This window comes from Vibrio sp. R10-SG3-ISO10, assembly GCF_059834185.1.
The window spans coordinates 112,601-130,586 of sequence record NZ_JCBDHG010000022.1; the positions used below are offsets into that span (position 1 = coordinate 112,601).

General features: G+C 44.6%; 20 protein-coding genes. 14 read left to right on the top strand and 6 right to left on the bottom strand.

The annotated features are described in order from the left end of the window. Positions 1–5: 5 nt before the first annotated feature. Complete coding sequence (locus AC6R16_RS13930) at positions 6–539, bottom strand: hypothetical protein (protein ID WP_500674765.1); 534 nt, start codon at positions 537–539, stop codon at positions 6–8. Positions 540–898: 359 nt separating this feature from the next. Further along, on the bottom strand, positions 899–1,492 hold the full coding sequence (locus AC6R16_RS13935; RefSeq protein ID WP_171320615.1) for a hypothetical protein: 594 nt from the start codon (positions 1,490–1,492) through the stop codon (positions 899–901). A 248-nt stretch (positions 1,493–1,740) separates the two neighbouring features. On the opposite strand from AC6R16_RS13935, the gene AC6R16_RS13940 reads away from it, so the two are divergent. The 8 genes from AC6R16_RS13940 (at position 1,741) to AC6R16_RS13975 (ending at position 10,799) form a co-directional block, all read left to right on the top strand. Further along, positions 1,741–2,412, top strand: coding sequence for a GntR family transcriptional regulator (locus AC6R16_RS13940; protein ID WP_004746148.1), 672 nt, complete (start codon positions 1,741–1,743; stop codon positions 2,410–2,412). Positions 2,413–2,426: 14 nt separating this feature from the next. Continuing rightward, positions 2,427–3,191, top strand: coding sequence for a transcriptional regulator (locus tag AC6R16_RS13945; RefSeq protein ID WP_500674766.1), 765 nt, complete (start codon positions 2,427–2,429; stop codon positions 3,189–3,191). Between the two features lie 276 nt (positions 3,192–3,467). Then, positions 3,468–5,078, top strand: coding sequence for a peptide ABC transporter substrate-binding protein (locus tag AC6R16_RS13950; protein ID WP_500674767.1), 1,611 nt, complete (start codon positions 3,468–3,470; stop codon positions 5,076–5,078). Positions 5,079–5,148: 70 nt separating this feature from the next. Beyond that, on the top strand, positions 5,149–6,069 hold the full coding sequence (gene oppB / locus AC6R16_RS13955) for an oligopeptide ABC transporter permease OppB (RefSeq protein WP_171320612.1): 921 nt from the start codon (positions 5,149–5,151) through the stop codon (positions 6,067–6,069). 10 nt (positions 6,070–6,079) lie between these two features. Continuing rightward, positions 6,080–7,009 (top strand): ABC transporter permease subunit, encoded by a 930-nt coding sequence (locus AC6R16_RS13960; protein WP_239824078.1) that lies wholly within the window; start codon positions 6,080–6,082, stop codon positions 7,007–7,009. A 9-nt stretch (positions 7,010–7,018) separates the two neighbouring features. Next, complete coding sequence (locus AC6R16_RS13965; protein WP_500674768.1) at positions 7,019–8,008, top strand: ABC transporter ATP-binding protein; 990 nt, start codon at positions 7,019–7,021, stop codon at positions 8,006–8,008. 8 nt (positions 8,009–8,016) lie between these two features. Continuing rightward, positions 8,017–9,015, top strand: a complete 999-nt coding sequence (locus AC6R16_RS13970; protein WP_500674769.1) for an ABC transporter ATP-binding protein — start codon at positions 8,017–8,019, stop codon at positions 9,013–9,015. Continuing rightward, entirely contained in the window at positions 9,012–10,799 is a 1,788-nt protein-coding gene (locus AC6R16_RS13975; protein ID WP_500674770.1) for an aminopeptidase P family protein, read from the top strand. Before AC6R16_RS13970 ends, AC6R16_RS13975 begins: the two co-directional genes overlap by 4 nt. A gap of 68 nt (positions 10,800–10,867) precedes the next feature. Here the strand turns inward: AC6R16_RS13975 and AC6R16_RS13980 are convergent, their stop codons facing one another. The 3 genes from AC6R16_RS13980 to AC6R16_RS13990 all read right to left on the bottom strand — a co-directional run bounded on the left by AC6R16_RS13980 (position 10,868) and on the right by AC6R16_RS13990 (position 12,429). Then, positions 10,868–11,281 carry a VF530 family protein gene (locus tag AC6R16_RS13980; protein ID WP_004743668.1) on the bottom strand — a complete coding sequence of 138 codons (414 nt, stop codon included), beginning with the start codon at positions 11,279–11,281 and terminating at the stop codon, positions 10,868–10,870. Positions 11,282–11,429: 148 nt separating this feature from the next. Further along, positions 11,430–12,212 (bottom strand): type I methionyl aminopeptidase, encoded by a 783-nt coding sequence (gene map / locus AC6R16_RS13985; protein ID WP_494503904.1) that lies wholly within the window; start codon positions 12,210–12,212, stop codon positions 11,430–11,432. Next, positions 12,202–12,429 carry a ParD-like family protein gene (locus AC6R16_RS13990; protein WP_500674771.1) on the bottom strand — a complete coding sequence of 76 codons (228 nt, stop codon included), beginning with the start codon at positions 12,427–12,429 and terminating at the stop codon, positions 12,202–12,204. Before AC6R16_RS13990 ends, map begins: the two co-directional genes overlap by 11 nt. 321 nt (positions 12,430–12,750) lie before the next feature. Between AC6R16_RS13990 and trpS the strand changes: the two genes are divergently transcribed. Next, positions 12,751–13,773, top strand: coding sequence for a tryptophan--tRNA ligase (trpS, locus tag AC6R16_RS13995; protein ID WP_500674772.1), 1,023 nt, complete (start codon positions 12,751–12,753; stop codon positions 13,771–13,773). A gap of 73 nt (positions 13,774–13,846) precedes the next feature. Here trpS and AC6R16_RS14000 read toward each other — a convergent pair whose 3' ends face one another. Beyond that, on the bottom strand, positions 13,847–14,713 hold the full coding sequence (locus AC6R16_RS14000) for an alpha/beta fold hydrolase (protein ID WP_500674773.1): 867 nt from the start codon (positions 14,711–14,713) through the stop codon (positions 13,847–13,849). A gap of 253 nt (positions 14,714–14,966) precedes the next feature. On the opposite strand from AC6R16_RS14000, the gene AC6R16_RS14005 reads away from it, so the two are divergent. The 5 genes from AC6R16_RS14005 (at position 14,967) to AC6R16_RS14025 (ending at position 17,910) form a co-directional block, all read left to right on the top strand. Next, positions 14,967–15,392, top strand: a complete 426-nt coding sequence (locus AC6R16_RS14005; protein WP_500674774.1) for a gamma-glutamylcyclotransferase family protein — start codon at positions 14,967–14,969, stop codon at positions 15,390–15,392. A gap of 9 nt (positions 15,393–15,401) precedes the next feature. Then, positions 15,402–15,914 carry a DUF6653 family protein gene (locus AC6R16_RS14010; RefSeq protein ID WP_500674775.1) on the top strand — a complete coding sequence of 171 codons (513 nt, stop codon included), beginning with the start codon at positions 15,402–15,404 and terminating at the stop codon, positions 15,912–15,914. Positions 15,915–15,940: 26 nt separating this feature from the next. Then, the gene (locus AC6R16_RS14015; protein ID WP_500674776.1) at positions 15,941–16,396 is read left to right on the top strand and encodes a GNAT family N-acetyltransferase; all 456 of its coding nucleotides are present in this window, start codon (positions 15,941–15,943) and stop codon (positions 16,394–16,396) included. Positions 16,397–16,563: 167 nt separating this feature from the next. After that, on the top strand, positions 16,564–17,514 hold the full coding sequence (locus AC6R16_RS14020) for a universal stress protein (RefSeq protein WP_500674777.1): 951 nt from the start codon (positions 16,564–16,566) through the stop codon (positions 17,512–17,514). 99 nt (positions 17,515–17,613) lie between these two features. Then, positions 17,614–17,910 carry a hypothetical protein gene (locus AC6R16_RS14025; RefSeq protein ID WP_004749104.1) on the top strand — a complete coding sequence of 99 codons (297 nt, stop codon included), beginning with the start codon at positions 17,614–17,616 and terminating at the stop codon, positions 17,908–17,910. The last annotated feature ends 76 nt before the right edge of the window (positions 17,911–17,986 follow it).

The window sequence follows — 17,986 nt, forward strand, 5'->3', positions numbered from 1 at the left end:
CAGCGTTACTCTTTGCTATCCATATAGGTCGCGAGCACAGGCTCAGTACAGGTACCATTGATACAGATATCTTTGTAAGTGGTGTGGCAGCTAGCGCAAAAGCTAGGCTCTAAAGAAGGGTGCATCGAACTGATGTCCTCGCCTTTACGATTGTAGCTTCCATAAATCGCTAACCCTTCTATATGTTCCGTTACCCATATAATGCCGTCTACTTCTGAAACCGCGACAACCGTTGGGCCATCGGTATAAGGCCCATGAGTCTTGTATTGCTCTAATTTGCTTGGGTTAACTCGAATAGTCAGAGGGGAGCCTCTTCCTTCATTGATCCACGCGTACGCACGAACTGACTCTTGAATAAACAGAGAGGTATCTGGCGGTAAAACGGTATCAGCAGGGAGGTTCATTGACTCTTTCACCACTGGCCAATCTTCCCACCCTTCTGGGTAACTTGCATCTGAATCCGCGTAGGCAAAACCAATAGATGCGATTGAAGACACTGCACACAACAAAGCCCCTTTTAGGCGTTTGGAAACTTCCATATCATTCCTTTGAATTTATACTTATTACTTTCTGTTTCTGCACTTTAAGAAACACTGCTCAAGCCTTGAGCAATCAAGGCCTATACGCATGTTATGAAACTAAAGTTTATACATCAGTTGAATATAGTAATGATATAGATATTAAGTGCAAATTGAATACGACAAAATCAGGGCTTGCATAGAATTCTTCAACGACTACGCACTCTTCTCTACGTTCGAAATGATGGATTAAACGCGGTCATAATTTAAAGGCAAAGAAAGCCCCAATATTTGGGGCTCTAGTCTTCGCGCTAAAGAGTTTATTTGTAGATAGGAGGGTAATGCACTTCTTTGGAGTTATCCGACTGTAGTAGAAGGGCTTACAATGCTTCAAAGCTAACTAGATCCGCAATTTTCGGTCGTGATTCCTTTTCATTATCACAAGACGCAAAAACACCTATCTGAAAATATGAATTGTTTATCCCTGTCACATAGGAGCTATAACAGAAGTTTCCTTCATACACACCATCGTTGTTTACTTGCATTAATAGTTTCAAGATTTGAGCATCCGTTTCATTGTGTGCGACTAAAGTGACATAGCAATTTTCTCTACGATAAATACGGGTATTTCCCACAAAAAAACTAGCTTGTCCATCACCTTTAGCGACTTTAGAAGTAGGAGTAAAGTAACAATCTCGACAAGTTTTCTTTTCTAGCAAGATAAAAGAGTCATCTATATCATTTACAAACAGCATGGTGTTTAGATCATGAACTGAGCCACCCACTCCGTCGCTATACTCATAAAACTCACTAGACTCAAAATCTCCTATATATCGATACTGACTATCTATAAGTATCTTTAGGTTCATAGAGTCAGACGTTACAACGTTATCTACTCTACTAAGAGCATTAGATTGGCAACCCGAGAGAAACACTAAAGAGAATAGCACTAACAACCCACTAATATTTTTCATAAAAATTCCATATACAACTAACGAAAACCTCAATATTAACAATGAAATGAAATGCACAAAGTATTTGATTCCAAAAACAATAACTAAATCAAATCACAATGCAGTTATCGGGAGGATTTGACGACCACTGTTATCATCTATTGACCAATCCCCCAAAAAGCAGCTGTTTTTGAGTCGTAAAGTCGCATTACGCCAATCAAATGGTATATTGAATACAAAATAGTAATAGAGAAACACCGGAGACTTGGATGTCGCAACAACCTGTTTTTAAGACTCGAACCCAATTAGTGGAAGAAGCAATCCGCAGCAAAATTTTAAAAGGCGAGTTAAAAACTGGGCAGCCATTACGTCAAGATGCGTTGGCAAAGGAGTTTAATGTCAGTCGAATCCCAGTACGTGAAGCCTTGATGCAGCTTGAGGCGCAAGGGCTAGTGAGCTTCGAAGCCCATAAAGGCGCAACGGTAACCGAGCTTTCACCAGATAAAATTGATGAGCTGTTTGAACTGCGCGCAGTGGTTGAATGCCACATCTTAGAGCGTGCTATTCAAAATATGACAGATGAAGACCTGGCGCGTGCCAATGAGATTCGCGAACGCTTCGATGATGTAGTGAGCCGCGGGGACGAAGTCGAAGAGTGGAGCAATTACAACTATGAGCTTCACAAAGCGCTTTACGCTCCGGCTAACATGCCTGAGACAATGGATGTAATTTACAACCTCAACACCAAGTGTGATCGCTACATTCGCATGCAGCTCCTTTTCACCGAAGGAACGGCAAAGGCAGATAAAGAACATCAGGCGCTACTGGAAATGTGCCAAAACCGCGATATTGACGGCGCTAAGTACATGCTGAAAAAGCATATTCTTGAGGCTGGTGCTGCCATTCGCGACTTACTGCTTGAGCGTAATAACCATCAATAGAGTGAGAAAAAGCCATGCATCTAGGCCCAGAGTTCTTACTGGCGGCGATTCGCCAGAAAATTAAAGACGAAGGTTTGTGTTACAGCGAATTGTCGGAGAAGACGGGGATACCGCTATCGACAATAAAACGCCAACTACACAATCCATCGCTGGGCTTAGATAAAATCTTGCTCTACACCACGCACCTTAATACTGATTTACAAGGCATATCAGATATCGCGATTCAAATTCAACGCGATAACGAACAGTTTTTATCCGACGAACAAAACGCCTTGTTTGTTGAACACCCTTACCTGCTCGACTTCATCTACCTAGTGACTTCTTGCAATAAAACCCCAGAGGAAATCGCTGAGGATTATCAGTTGTCTGACACCAGCGTGCGTTTTTACCTTAGTATTGCAGAAGTACTGGGCTATATAGAAAATCTCGGAGATAAGATTTTTTATCGTTCTGGACGCCGCTTTATCATGGAAGAAGGTACTGCACTTGATACTTTGTTCAAAAAACGCTTTGAACAAGTTTCTATGGCGGATGAAACCCTCTCACAAGTGTGCCATGCTCGCGTGCGATTAACTGCAGAGCAACGGCTGCAACTAGAAAAAGAAGTCGATCAGAAAATCGGTGAGATGCATGCCGCCAACAGCGCCAATGGAACGGGCGAGTTGACGAATGTCTTGCTGCGAAACATTCCTGGGCAACAGATTTTCTTCTCTGACGGCATTCCTGAAATTGATGGAAAGCTGCTTAAAGAAGTCTCTTCCCGCTTCCGTCGCCAGTAACCCTTTCTTCCTGAGAGCTTACTGTGATCAAAGCCTAGTAACTGTCATATCAACTGCTCATTTTTGCTCGGTCTCAATTTATAAGACTGCCGGTCTCTCTTTTTGCCACCTTGTTACAAACATGTTAATTAGTGTTGTTTGATTATTTTATACAATATACATTTCTCTTATCCCTTTGGTGAAACATCAAGCTTACTCTTGTGCCGTTTTTCGAGTAGGTCTCCCCCACAAAGTGACGCCAAAGGGCCACTCCGATAAGGACATAACGAGGAAGCTATGAAAGCCAAAAAACTGATCGCACTAAGTACCATCGCTGCTGCGCTGCTGACTAGCAACGCGATAGCTAAACCCTTTCCTGCTGGGACACAGCTCGCAGATAAACAAGAGATTGTGTTAAACAACGGAGCAGAAGTCACCTCTATTGACCCTGCAAAACAAGCGGCAGAGCCTGCATTTAATCTAGGACGAGACCTGTTTGAAGGTCTTACAATCCAAGATAAACAAGGCAAAACCATTCCAGGTATCGCAGAGAGTTGGCAGGCTAATGATAACAACACTGTCTATACCTTTAAGCTGCGTGAGTCTCAATGGTCAAATGGCGAGCCTTTGACTGCGCAAGATTTCGTTTATAGCTGGAAACGCTTAATCAATCCCGAGACCGCTTCTCCGTACGCATGGTTTGCTGCGATTCCGGGCATAAAAAACTCAAACAAGATTATGAAGGGTGAAGCATCGGCAGATACCTTAGGTGTGCGTGCCGTTGACGACTATACCTTTGAGGTAACGCTAGAAAAACCCGTTCCTTTTTTCATCAAACTGCTTAGCCACCCTGTACTCGCACCTGTTCATCAGGCAACGGTAGAAAAGCATAGCAACGCTTGGACACAGCCCGAAAACATCGTGACCAACGGCGCATTCACAGTTTCAAGTTGGAAAGTCAATGAGAAGATGGTGATGGCGAAAAACGCTCACTACTGGGATGCAGATAATGTCGTACTAGAGAAAATTACTTGGTTACCGATTGGTGATGCTAACGTGGCACTAAATCGCTACCTTGCAGGAGAAATTGATCAAGCACTCTCGATTCCAGCGGCGCAGAAAAACAAACTCCTTAAGAAATACCCAGAGCAAGTCGCTGATACCAGTGCCTCTTTAGGATCGACTTTCTACTACTTGAATACACAAAAAGGGCCAACCAAAGATCTACGCGTTCGTCAGGCTTTATCATTTGCGATTGACCGTAACATCATTACCAAAGCGATTGCTAAGAATGGCGGTATCCCAATGTTCACTTTGGTACCACCGCAAACCGATGGTTTTAAAACTCATACACCAACCTTCGCAACTTGGGATCAAGCTAAGCGAGATTCTCAAGCTAAAGCGCTGCTTGCAGACGCGGGGTACAGCAAGAGCAACCCACTTAAGCTGACCTTCACTGTCCCTACCTTCTCTAAAGATGTGAAGATGGCCACCGCAATGGCTGGTATGTGGAAGAGCAAACTGGGTGCACAAATCGAAATCAAACAGCTAGAGCCTAAGGTCTTTTACGCACTTAAAGATCCGGGCAACATCAGCCGTGGTGGTTGGACCGCCGACTACAATGAAGCTTCGACTTGGTTAGATATCTTTGTCTCAACTGGCGAGTACAACGACTCAAAATACAACAATCCAGAGTATGATCGCCTGATGGCTGAGTCTAAGAGCCTCAGTGACCCTTCAGCTGAATATATTGCCGCAGAGAAACTTCTTATCGAAGACATGGCGATCATTCCAATGTATCGCAATGGCAACGACCAATACCTGATTAAGGAGTATGTCGGTGGATTCGAGCGCACCAATCCTGAGTCGTCATACTACCGCAAGAATGTTTACGTAAAGGCCCACTAATTGGGACGGTTTGCCCGCACCTAACGATGTACTCGTAGTTAGCGGGCTTTTTTGAACGAAAGGATGCGTCATGTTGCTGTATATTCTCCGTCGCTTGCTTATCGCAGTGCCCACATTACTGTTCATCGCCTTGGTTTCTTTTTGGCTGATGCATATTGCCCCTGGTGGGCCATTTGATATGGAAAGGCCGATGCCAGAAGTGGTACGCGCCAATATTGAAGCCAAATTTCACCTAAATGAACCTTTTATTGTTCAGTTTTTTATCTACATTGGTAACTTCATACAGGGCGACCTTGGCCCCAGTTTCGTTTATCAAGACTTTAGTGTCACCGAACTTGTCGCGCAATCATGGCCTGTTTCAGCTGTGTTGGGTGTAATTTCTTTTTGTATTTCAGTCCCTCTAGGGATGGTTTTAGGCACCATAGCAGCGCTCAATCGCAATGGAAAACTCGACTACTTACTTATGTCACTTTCAATGACAGGTGTCGTGATTCCAGCGTTTGTTTTGGCGCCTGTGCTTGTAACTATTTTCTCTATCCATTTAGGCTGGCTACCCGCAGGCGGATGGGAAGGCGGTCAAGCTTCATTTTTGATTTTACCTGTACTTAGTTTAGCGATTGGATCTGTAGCAAGTATCGCTAGGGTCATGCGCGGCGCAATGATTGAGACGCTCAACCAACCTTATATACGCACAGCAAAAGCAAAGGGGCTGTCCACCAGCTACATTCTGTTTCATCACGCTCTTCGCCCTTCACTCATACCGATTGTCGCGATGCTCGGCCCGAGCTTTGTTGCCGTTGTCACTGGCTCGGTGATCATCGATATCTTCTTTAGTACCGGAGGTATGGGGCAACACTTCGTCTCTGGAGCTCTTAATCGAGATTACGGCTTAGTCATGGGCATAACCCTGATTGTCGCCTCTCTTACCATCTTGTTTAACTTGGTGGTCGACATTCTCTACACCGTCATCGACCCGCGTATTCGTGTTTAGGAGGTAACCAATGTTAACCAAACGTATTGACGCCCAGGAGCTAGCAGATCAAGTAAGCTCTCAAGTTGAAGCGGTTGAAGGGCGTAGCTTATGGCAAGACGCTTGGACTCGCTTTCGTAAGAACCGTGCCGCAATGACATCCATTTATGTGCTGATGTTTATCGTCTTGTGTATCACGTTCGGCCCACAGCTTGCTGCCTTCGGTCACGATGAAATTGATTGGAACGTGGTTGCTGACCCTTATGAATTAGGCAAACCTTCGCTCAGTTCAGGGCACTACTTTGGTACCGATGATTTAGGCCAAGATATTTTCGCCCGCACCATGCAGGGAGGCAGGCTCTCGATCATGGTTGGCTTTATGGGCGCACTGGTCGCGGTCGTGATTGGAACTGCTTGGGGAGCCTTATCTGGTTATCTTGGTGGCATCGTTGATAGCACTATGATGCGCATTATAGAAGTGCTCGACTCCGTCCCATTTATGTTTCTGGTCATTCTGTTCGTTACCCTATTTGGCAATAATATCTACCTGATCTTTGTTGTGATCGGCATGGTCTCTTGGCTCGGCATTGCTAGGGTCGTACGCGGTGTCACATTCAGTATCAAGAAAAGGGAATTTATCGAAGCAGCCCATTCTATCGGGGTGTCTCGATTGACCATAGTACGCCGTCACGTGTTACCCAATGTACTGGGCATTGTGATGGTTTACTCCTCACTCATGGTACCCGGGTTCATTATGTTTGAGTCCTTCTTAAGCTTTTTGGGGCTGGGCGTTCAACCACCCGATACCAGTTGGGGCATCTTAATCGCTGAGGGTGCGAAAACAATAGATGTCGCCCTTTGGCAATTGGTGTTCCCTTCAATTTTCCTTGTTGCCACCTTGTTCTGTTTTAACTTTATCGGTGATGGTCTGCGTGACGCACTCGATCCAAAAGATCGCTAAGGAGTAGTGATGAGTATTCTCTCGATTAACCAGATGAATGTGCGCTTCCAAACCCCTGATGGCTTAGTGCAAGCGGTCAGTGATTTGTCCTATAGCATAAACAAAGGCGAAACCTTGGGCATTGTCGGCGAGTCTGGCTCGGGCAAAAGCCAATCGGTTTTTGCGCTGATGGGCTTAACTGCTGACAACGGTTTGGTCAGCGGAGAGGCCAATTTCCACGGTGAAAACCTACTTTCGATGTCAAAGAGCCAACTCAATCATATTCGTGCAGAAAAGATTGGCATGATCTTCCAAGATCCGATGACCTCACTCAACCCGTTTATGAAAATTGGTAAGCAACTTGCCGAAGTTTTGATGATTCACAAAGGCATGTCACGCAAAGAAGCCGATAAAGAAGCCATTGCCATGCTTGATGCGGTAAGGATTCCATCAGCGGCCACAAGGATGGCGCAGTATCCGCATGAAATGTCAGGCGGCATGCGCCAACGAGTAATGATTGCAATGGCATTGCTGTGCAAACCTGAACTACTGATCGCGGATGAACCGACCACCGCACTGGATGTTACGGTACAAGCACAAATTTTGACTCTATTGCGTGAGCTGCAAGCTGAATTCAACACCGCTATTCTGCTTATTACCCATGATATGGGCGTGGTCGCAGAAATGTGTGACCGAGTCTTAGTCATGTATGGCGGGCGTAAAATGGAAGAGGCAGATACGGAGTCAATATTCGCCTCCCCTTCTCATCCATACACACAAGGTCTTCTCAAAGCAATTCCTTCAATCAGTGAAGATATGGATCGCCTGCCTACTATTCCCGGTAATCCCCCTAGTGCACTGATTCACAACAAAGGCTGCCCTTTTAAAGAACGTTGTAACGAGTACCGGGCGGAGTGCAGTGCGCAAATGCCGCCATTTAGAGCACTCTCTAAGAGCCAAGGGCTAGCTTGCCATGTCAATGCCCCCGCTTCCATCACATCCATTGCGCGTTCAGCTTAGGAGCTAACATGAACCAACCAGAAGTTTTGCTTTCAGCGCGTGATCTAAAAGTTCACTTCGCGATCAATAAACACATACTGCCAAGTAAACGCAAAGTGGTGAAAGCCGTCGATGGTATCGACTTAGAAGTATTCCGCGGAGAAACTTTAGGCATTGTCGGTGAATCAGGGTGTGGAAAATCAACCCTAGCACGAGCGCTGCTTCGCCTGATAGAGCCAACAGGTGGCGAGCTCTCATGGAAGGGGCAAGATATGCGTGGGTTTGGTAAACAAGAGCTAGCGAAAAAACGTCGTGAGTTTCAAATGGTGTTTCAAGATCCTTCTGCCTGTTTGAATCCTCGTCTGACGATCTCCGAATGTATCGCTGAACCCTTACTGACTCATGAACCCCACTTAAGCCGCCAAGAGATAGAGAGTCGCGTTATCGCGATGATGGACAAAGTGGGCTTACTTGCGAGCCAGCGAAATCGCTATCCGCATGAGTTCTCGGGCGGTCAATGTCAACGCGTGGGCATCGCACGTGCTCTGATTCTCAAACCCGACTTAGTGGTGTGCGATGAACCTGTCAGCGCCCTTGATGTATCGATACAAGCGCAGGTGATTAATCTTCTTGATGATTTAAAACAAGAGATGGGGTTAACACTGGTCATGATCGCCCACGACCTAAGTGTAGTAAGACACATAAGCGATCGTGTCATGGTGATGTATTTAGGTAAACCGATGGAAGTTGGCCGCTACGATAAGGTTTTCGATGACGCCCAGCACCCATACACTAAGGCCTTACTATCTGCTGTTCCTATCGCTCACCCAACACTCGCTCGCAATCGTGATATTCAACTACTGCCTGGCGATCTTCCATCACCGCTCAATCCACCAAGTGGATGTGTATTTCGCACTCGTTGCCCAAGTGCAACTGATTTATGTGGCCAACAAAAACCGACTCGAAGTGGTCTGCCAGACCACCACATTTTCTGTACCCATACTTTGCTAGGAAGCCAAACATTATGACTTTAACCACTGTTCCACAACGACTTAACGCTTTACGTGATGGCATGCAAAAACATAAATTTGATGCCTATATCGTCACCAATAATGACCCACATGCCAGTGAATACTCGGCCGATTATTGGTTGGCAAGACAATGGATATCCGGCTTTACTGGCTCTGCTGGCGATGTGGTGGTGACCAAAGATGGCGGCGGACTTTGGACAGATGGACGCTACTACATTCAAGGAGCCGAGCAAATCGAAGGCTCTGGTTTATCGCTGTTTAAAGCGCGCCTAGCCGAGACGCCAACAATTGCGCAATGGTTAGCTCAAACCTTGCCAGAAAACGCGACGGTAGGTGTCGATGGTCGCAGTATCAGTAAACAATTTTTCGATGAGCTTACTCGCGCATTCGAAGACAAATCGATTCGAGTGGTACTAGAGCACGATCTTATTTCCTCCATTTGGCATGATCGACCGTCGCGACCGACTGCACCTGTTTTTAACCATCCAATAGAGGTTGCAGGGCTAACATGTGGCGAAAAAGTCTCTCAGATTCGTCAATACCTTAATGATGAGAAGGCCGATGCACTATTGATTTCAACGCTAGACGACGTGATGTGGACGCTCAACATTCGCGGAGGCGATACCACCTATTGCCCGATATCTGAGGGCTACTTACTTGTCGATAAGCAAAGTTGCCGTTTGTTTATTGACACTCGAAAGCTCACTCAGCAAGTTGTCGCTGCACTTGAAGAATCTCAGGTTCATATCCATGATTACGAGCACCTTAGCACAGCGTTAAACCTTATCGAAAAAGGCGCTAGGGTCATTTATACCACTAAAAACTGTGACAGCCTGTTAGCAAGCCAGATTAAATCTGAGCTCTGTCTAATTGACCGCCCATGCCCTGTCACGCTAATGAAAGCCCAAAAGAATTCAACCGAACTTGCAAGTATGGAAGAGACGTTGCGCCAAGATGGCGTAGCGGTCGTAAAATTCATGCAATGGCTAGATGAACAAGTACCCAGTGGCAAAGTCACCGAGTTAAATGCCGAACAACAGTTAATGGGCTACCGCAAGCAGATTAACGGCTATTTAGGCGAAAGCTTTAGAACCATCGCGGGGTTTGCTGAGCATGGCGCTAAGATGCACTACGCGGCAGACGAAACGAGCTGCTACCAAGTCGATGAAAGCCATTTCTTCCTTGTCGATTCGGGTGGGCAATATCCAGGTGGTACCACAGACATCACTCGCACTTTCCACTTTGGCAACCCTTCAGCACAAGAAAGAAAAGACTACACCTTAGTGCTAAAGGCTGTCATACGCCTAACACAAACTTGCTTTATGAAAGGCTCGACTGGAGCCAATCTCGATATCATGGCGCGCGGCGTGTTGTGGCAACATGGCATCGACTATAAATGTGGTACGGGTCATGGTGTCGGCGTATGTTTGAATGTTCATGAAGGGCCGCAAAACTTTTCGCAAAATCCTGCCGAAGTCGCCCTTAGACCGGGTATGGTAATAACTAATGAGCCCGGTGTTTACCGCGAAGGTATGCATGGAGTGCGGATTGAAAACATCATGAAGGTGATCGAGTTAGAAGAGAACGAATTTGGCACTTTTTATGGCTTTGAGACCATAACCCTCGCGCCAATCGCGACCAAAATGATAGATAAATCGATGCTGGATAGCAGTGAGATTGAATGGCTCAATGACTACCATCAGCAGTGTTGGAGTAAGCTCTCACCAGACCTCGATGAGCAAGGAAGAATTTGGTTAGAGAAAGCCACGCAGGCGATCTAACCTCATAAAGTCACTCTGCCAGATACACCATGATGTATCTGGCAGAATCAATAGGTTTTGTTGAAGCGTTACTTTCGTGAACGACCGCCGCGCGAAGAACGGGCTTTATGCGCCGAGGCCGCCTTTGCTTGTGAATTCAATATTGATTCAACGGTCAGTTCCATCGGCTCTTTTGGTTTAAGGCCATGTGGGAAAGTGCGCGCGCGCGGAGGTAAATCATACTCTTCACTAGACGCTCTAGGCATACGCTTAAAACGGTACAGATAAAAGTTTTCTACTTTCTCTCGCGCCCAGTCGGTTTTCTTTAAGTATTTGACACTACTAGCAATCGAAGGGTTGGTGTGGAAGCAGTTGAAGCGCATTGCGGTATCTAAAATATCCCAACCATAAAAGTCTACTAACTCTTGTAGCAAAGTCTCTAATTTCAGGCCGTGTAGAGGGTTATTTTGTTGTAGTTCAATTCTTTCTTCATCGGTCATCATATTGAGATCCTAGGTGTCTTACTAATTGCAGCGAGTTAAATAGCCAGTGTTGCTCATACCCTGATGGATAAGTTTCCAAATAGTAAGGATAACAACACTTGGTGGCGCGGATTCTAGCAGAGTTAATCTTGCTTCCCTATTCTTATTATCAACTAGGCAAGCTTTCCTCTTCTCTTAACGTCAGCACTTCATATCCACTACTAGTCACCAACACAGTATGCTCTGATTGAGCAGACAGCTTTTTGTCTCGGGTTATTACCGTCCAGCCATCTTTCTTAGTCTTGGTTTTCTCGGTACCTTGGTTAACCATGGGCTCAATGGTAAACACCATGCCTTCTTTTAACAGCAAACCGGTATCGCGAATACCATAATGAAGCACTTGCGGCTCTTCATGCATTTCTCGACCAATGCCGTGACCACAGTACTCTCTTACTATGCTGTAGCCGTAAGTTTCTGCATAGCTTTGAATGGCATGGCCAATATCGCCAAGGCGCGCTCCTGGTTTGACTTGCTTGATCCCCTGCCACATCGCTTCATAAGTGACTTTCACTAACTTTCTCGCCAGTGGGTTTGCATCAGGCATCACATACATTTTGCTTGAGTCAGTGATAAAGCCACCTTTCTCTAGCGTAATATCCAGATTGATAATGTCGGTACTTTTTAGGATTTGGCTCGCTTTAGGCACACCATGACAAACCACTTCATTCAACGAAGTATTGAGGACGTACTGGTAATCATACTGCCCTTTGCTGGCAGGCCTCGCCTGTAGCTCATTGACAATAAAATCTTCAACTCGGTTATTAATGTCCATAGTTGAAATACCCGGCTTCACGTAGTCATCCAGCATTTGAAACACCTTAGCCAACAACTTGCCGGAGGTGCGCATCAATTCAATCTCGCTTTCTGACTTAATCGCTACATTACTGTTCATTAGCAACGTCTTCTGTCGCAGAAACATTAGTCACTGACACTTCTGCCGATTTCATTAAATCTGCCACCAAGTCATTGAAAGAGAGCTGAGGACGCAGCTCAGCAAGCATACCAATCTTGATCCAGAACTCTGCCTGCGAGTTGATCGAGCGCGCCATCACAGAGCTCGCTTTTCTGAGCTCTTCATGCAACTCGTCTGAAATTTTAACAATACCCATAAAATACACTTTATATATAAAACGTATATTTATTGTATATGTAGTACCTAAAGGATCAAGTAAAGAATGACCAGATTAGTCATGGGTTTCTAATTGCAATATTGATCAAAGAGTTAATAGAAATGCGCATATTGCCTCACTACACAAATACTGTTACGTTGTGAGGATGAAAGAATTTAACACCTCTCACATCAATCTTTTCTGGTGGCGCTCTAACTAGAGCGGCGCGGAATAGTCACATTCTTACGCTGCTGGATGGTAGCTAAGAGTGCGGTGCTTTTTTTATCTCCAGTAGCGATCTATTTAACTCGGAGATAAACCATGAACAATCATCCAACCACTTCACAGCGCGAAGTCATCCTTACTGGGGATAGAGCAACAGGCCCTTTGCATCTAGGCCATTATGTCGGCTCGCTGCAACAACGCGTTTCCCTTCAAGCACAACATGATCAAACCATCTTGGTCGCCGACATGCAGGGTCTTACCGACAATGCGCACAACCCGGCCAAAGTCTCATCAAACATTTTGAATGTGGTGGCAGACTACTTGGCCGTGGGCATAGACCCATCGCAAACAACCATCTGCTTGCAATCTCAACTGCCTGCTCTTGCCGAACTCACCATGTTCTATAGCAATCTGGTTTCTATAGCGCGCTTAGAACGCAATCCAACCGTTAAAAATGAAATCCAGAGTAAAGGTTTTGAGCGCTCTATTCCGGCTGGTTTTCTTACTTACCCGATTTCTCAGGCAGCTGATATCACTGCATTTAACGCGACGCTGGTTCCGGTTGGCGATGACCAGCTACCTATGCTCGAGCAAACCAACGAAATCGTTCGAAAAATTAATAACCTAGCAGGCAGAGCCATCATCAATGATTGTCGCCCGTTACTGAGTGACGCGCCGCGTTTACCTAGTACTGACGGCAAAAACAAGATGTCTAAAAGTTTGGGCAATGCCATCAATTTAGGCGCGAATGAAAAAGAGATTCGCGCTGCGGTAAAGTCAATGTTTACCGACCCGAATCACTTGAGAGTGGAAGATCCAGGGCAAGTGGAAGGTAATATCGTCTTCACCTATCTTGATGCTTTTCATACCGACAAAGACTATGTTGAGCAGCTTAAAGCCCACTATCGAAGAGGTGGTCTCGGTGATGGTACAACGAAGAAAATCCTTGAGGAGTGCCTGCAAGAACTGCTTCGTCCAATACGAGAGAAACGTGCCGATTATCTCGCTGACAAAGCACAGCTTGTTGAGGTGCTAAAACAAGGCAGCATCAAGTCTCATCAAACAACACAACTGATGCTGACCAAGGTAAAAGAAGTGTTTGGATTGAATCTGTTTTGAAAGTTTTGTAGCTTGGCAAGCATACTATAAGAGCACATCCACAAATGTGCTCTTTTATTTTAAAGTAACTCGCTTATTCCCTAGTAGAATTAATTTCTCTACGGTAAATAAACCACTCTAGAGCCTCAAGAAACTGTTCAGGCTGCTCTAACATAGGAGTATGTCCTGACCGACTAATCTGTTTGAGCTCAGCCTGAGCCAATCCAAAATCAATGGATTGCCAGCACTCCAATGGCGCAATACTAAAATCATGATCGGATCCGATGATCAATAGTGGTATCGCAGGTAGTGCTTGATAGAAATTTCCACTTATCTCAGTGAAAACTTGCCCCCACAACTTATCTAAAACAACCGTATGTGTCGGGAAACCTTCCCACAACGGCAATTCGTTAAAGCCGAAATAAAACCAGCGCATAGCTCCCAAACGATGACACATATGAACAAATTTACGTTCTGGTTGCGCTTGAATATCATCATGCAGCTTTGCGATGTTTTCAGAAAAATAAGCCTTTCGGGTCTCATCGGCTTCAGATTCCCAACGTTCGAATTGCTTCGACTGCATCTCTGGCGACAGACTGGGAGAAATGTTGCTTAACACTAGGCTACTTATACGTGCTGGATAGCGAACAGCAAAGTATGCTGCCATATATCCGTGACCAGAGTGGCCAAGTATAGCAACTGTATCTAATTCTAGAGATTGGCAAACAAGATCAATATCATCAGCAATGATATCAAGAGAAGCATCTCTAATATCTGGCTCCCTACTACAAGAAGCAAAGCCTCGATGATCGATGTAGATGCATTGAAAGTTGGAGTAAATAGACTCGGGCATTATGCGGTAATAATAATCTGTACTACCGATAATCAGCAGAGGTTTACCAGTACCTTGGACAACAACCTTAAGACTGAAGCCTCCAGATTCAACAATTTGGGTATTCATTAGAAATTACCTTTATCAATTCGTGTTTAACCCCTCTTTGATGAAAAAGAGTGGGCAATAATGCGTTTGAAGTTAGGTAAAAATCGTCAACGAATAAGTGTCATGGTCGTCTGTCAGTCTTTAGATAAGTTGATTGGAGATTATTAAACATACGCCTTGAAATCAATAGAGCATTACAGAGCACCATTGCTGGCATAGTATATTAATGGCATATTAAGTAGCTGATATATGCCATCAAACTAGGGAGAGTTAAGTGCACAAAGTATTTGTTTTTGGGACGCTAAAGGAAGGTTTTCCTAATTTTAAAACCAACAAAGGGACTCGCTATGGCAATACATTCCAAACCAAACAGCGATTCCCTCTTTACCTGATTGGTGAACGTCACTCCCCTTGGCTAGTGTTACAACACGGGCAAGGTCATCCGGTCAAAGGGCAAATCTTTAGCGTTACTGAGCAAGCTTTGTCGGCAATGGACAAGCTTGAACGTATTGATGCAAAGGACGGCTATAGGAGAGTTTCACTTGAAGTTGAGTGTGTAGAAACAGGAGAGGCTCTCACTGTTTATGCTTATGGTAAACCGCCAGAAATGCTAGTAGACGCCGATATTCGTGCTCAGTTAACTGACGAATATTGTTTATCGCACGCGAAGCTTTATCGTAGCCGCTACGCCACTTCTTAAAGGTTGCAAATGGACATTTTGAAATTTGCAGAAAAAGCCATGTCTATGGACGACGACGCGTGGGCAAAACACTCTAGCCCTTGTAGTGTCTATTCTCGCTTTTCAATCTTGCCACTGCTTACTTCTGCCCTAGCGTCAAGAGAGTGGTTAGGCTGGTATGCTTTGATTCCAACATGCTTGGTATTGGCCTGGGTATGGCTTAATCCGCGTATGTTCCCGGCTCCAAATTCAACCAATAACTGGGCTTCAATGGGAACATTTGGCGAACGCATTTACCTTAATCGCAACAAAGAAGATCTTATTCCCAAGCATCACATTATTGTGTGCAAAATTTTGATGCTGCTACAGCTTCTCGGCTTACCCGTTTGGCTCTATGGCGTCTATTCGCTCCAAATCGAATCAATGCTGTTTGGCACGCTTTGGCTTATGGCTACCAAAGCGTGGTTTGTTGATCGTATGGTTTGGATTTATCGAGATGTTAGGGATCTAAACCCAATTTATCAGTCTTGGTTTAAAGACTAACCCGTCAGTTATTCAGGAGAAATTGAATGAAGTGCTCATTACAAAAAATAGATAAGAGCAACTATATGCAAGTGTGCCACTTGCAAGTTTCACGGCAGCAAGAACAATATCTAGCACCAAACATGTTGTCTTTGGTGGAATCAGCTTATAACGAAGATTATATAGCTCAAGCTATCTATGCGGATGATAACCTTGTCGGGTTCTTTATGTGGGTTCACGAAACAGAGGCAAAAACATCTATTTGGCGTTTTATGGTCGCAGAAGAGCATCAAAAGCAAGGCATAGGTAGACAAGCCTTAAGTCTTGCCATTAATGAAATTAAACAAAGGGACGGCATCCGAGAAATTGAAATCCGTTACAACCCAACCAACCCAGTAGCAAAAGATTTTTATACCACGTTCGGCTTCGTCGAAACTGGGATGGATATTGAGCATGACGATATGCTAGCCGTTATTGAGTTAACCCAGCAACAAGCGGCCTAAATGGCGCATCGACAAAAAGAAATGGAGGATCAAATGCCTCCTTTCTGTTGTCTTATTTTGGTTACTTTTATCAAAAACACCTTAAAAGCAAAATGATAATTTAGGACTCATTACCTATAGTTAGAAGTGTAGCTTGATCCATTCCACATTATGTTGGAGGAAGGTATATGACATTTACTCAACTATTGGTCCCAATTGCTCCTGGACAAGAGATTGATGACTCACACCATCAAGCTTTCCAATTTGCTAATAATTGTTCAGCAAATGTTACCTTGCTGCTAGTTATCAAGGAATTGGCGGAGTTCAAAGAGATTTTTCACCTTTCTGGGTCATCGCTCAACGTACTTGACCAAGCGACCCATCATTTTAAAGACCATTTGGCTCAACAAGCACGAACCCTATCAGAGCAATATGCCAACATACGTTTTACGACTAAGGTTCGTGTTGGCACACCATTTATTGAGATCATTCAGGAAGCTGACGAGTCGAACTCGTCAATGATCATCATTAATTCCTATCGAGAATCGAAACAAGATGCATGTGAAAGAGGCAGTAACACTCTCAATCTAATGCGTAAATCAGAAGTGCCTATCTGGTCTTTAAGCCGAGTGCCAAGAGCAACTCGCAACGTTGTTGCCGCTGTCGATCTAACCAATAACGAATATCAAGATTTCAATGCACAGCTCTTGGCAATGGCAGTAGATTTCTGCATCCAAATTGGCGCTTCTCTCACCCTTTGTCACGTTTGGAAATTTGAATCTGAAGGATTTCTAAAAGATTGGAGTGGTTATAGTGACATTGAGATCGCACTGCTAGCCCAAGAAATGCGCAAAGAAAGACAGTCTCGTTTGAGTAAACTATTAGAAGGACAAAAAGAGTGCTCAGTAGATATAGCGACTAAAATACTTGAAGGTGAAACTCGAGAAGTTTTCCCTCAGTATGTCGCTGATGAAAACATAGATCTTGTAATCTTAGGCTCAATGTCGCGGACAGGCATAGCAGGTTTTGTGCTCGGAAACACAGCTGAAGCAATGGTTAGCCAACTCGATTGTTCAGTTGTAACGCTCAAACCAGATACGTTTGCGTCGCCCGTTCTAAAACATCATAACGAAAAATGAGTACTAAGACTTGAGCTACACTAAGACAATAATAACAATTCCATCATCGATGTCGTAGGCAAATACCAATAACTAATCAGAGCATTGGGGAAAGAACTTATGGACTCGTTCGCCATTGAGTTTGCCTTTGAAGTTTTCATTTCAGCGTGTTGTGTTTATGTCGCTGCACAAATTGCACTTGAGAAAGTGCATTTCGCTTCTCTCACAGCAATCGTTGTTGTTGTGTCTCTTTTTTCCTTGATTCCGTCACTAGGGTGGGTGATTAGCTTAGTCATTTTTGTCACCCTTCTTTACTACGTGACCGAAACACCTCTTGAAGGGTGTATATGGATCGCATTTATCTCTAAATTAATCAGTTTCGTTTCCATTGAAGTGATGCGGTACTTGTTCATCTAAACTTTCTAGTGTCGCTAATTGTGAACCAAAAAAAATGGGACTAACCAATAGTCCCATTTTTAGATCTTGTTTCGTT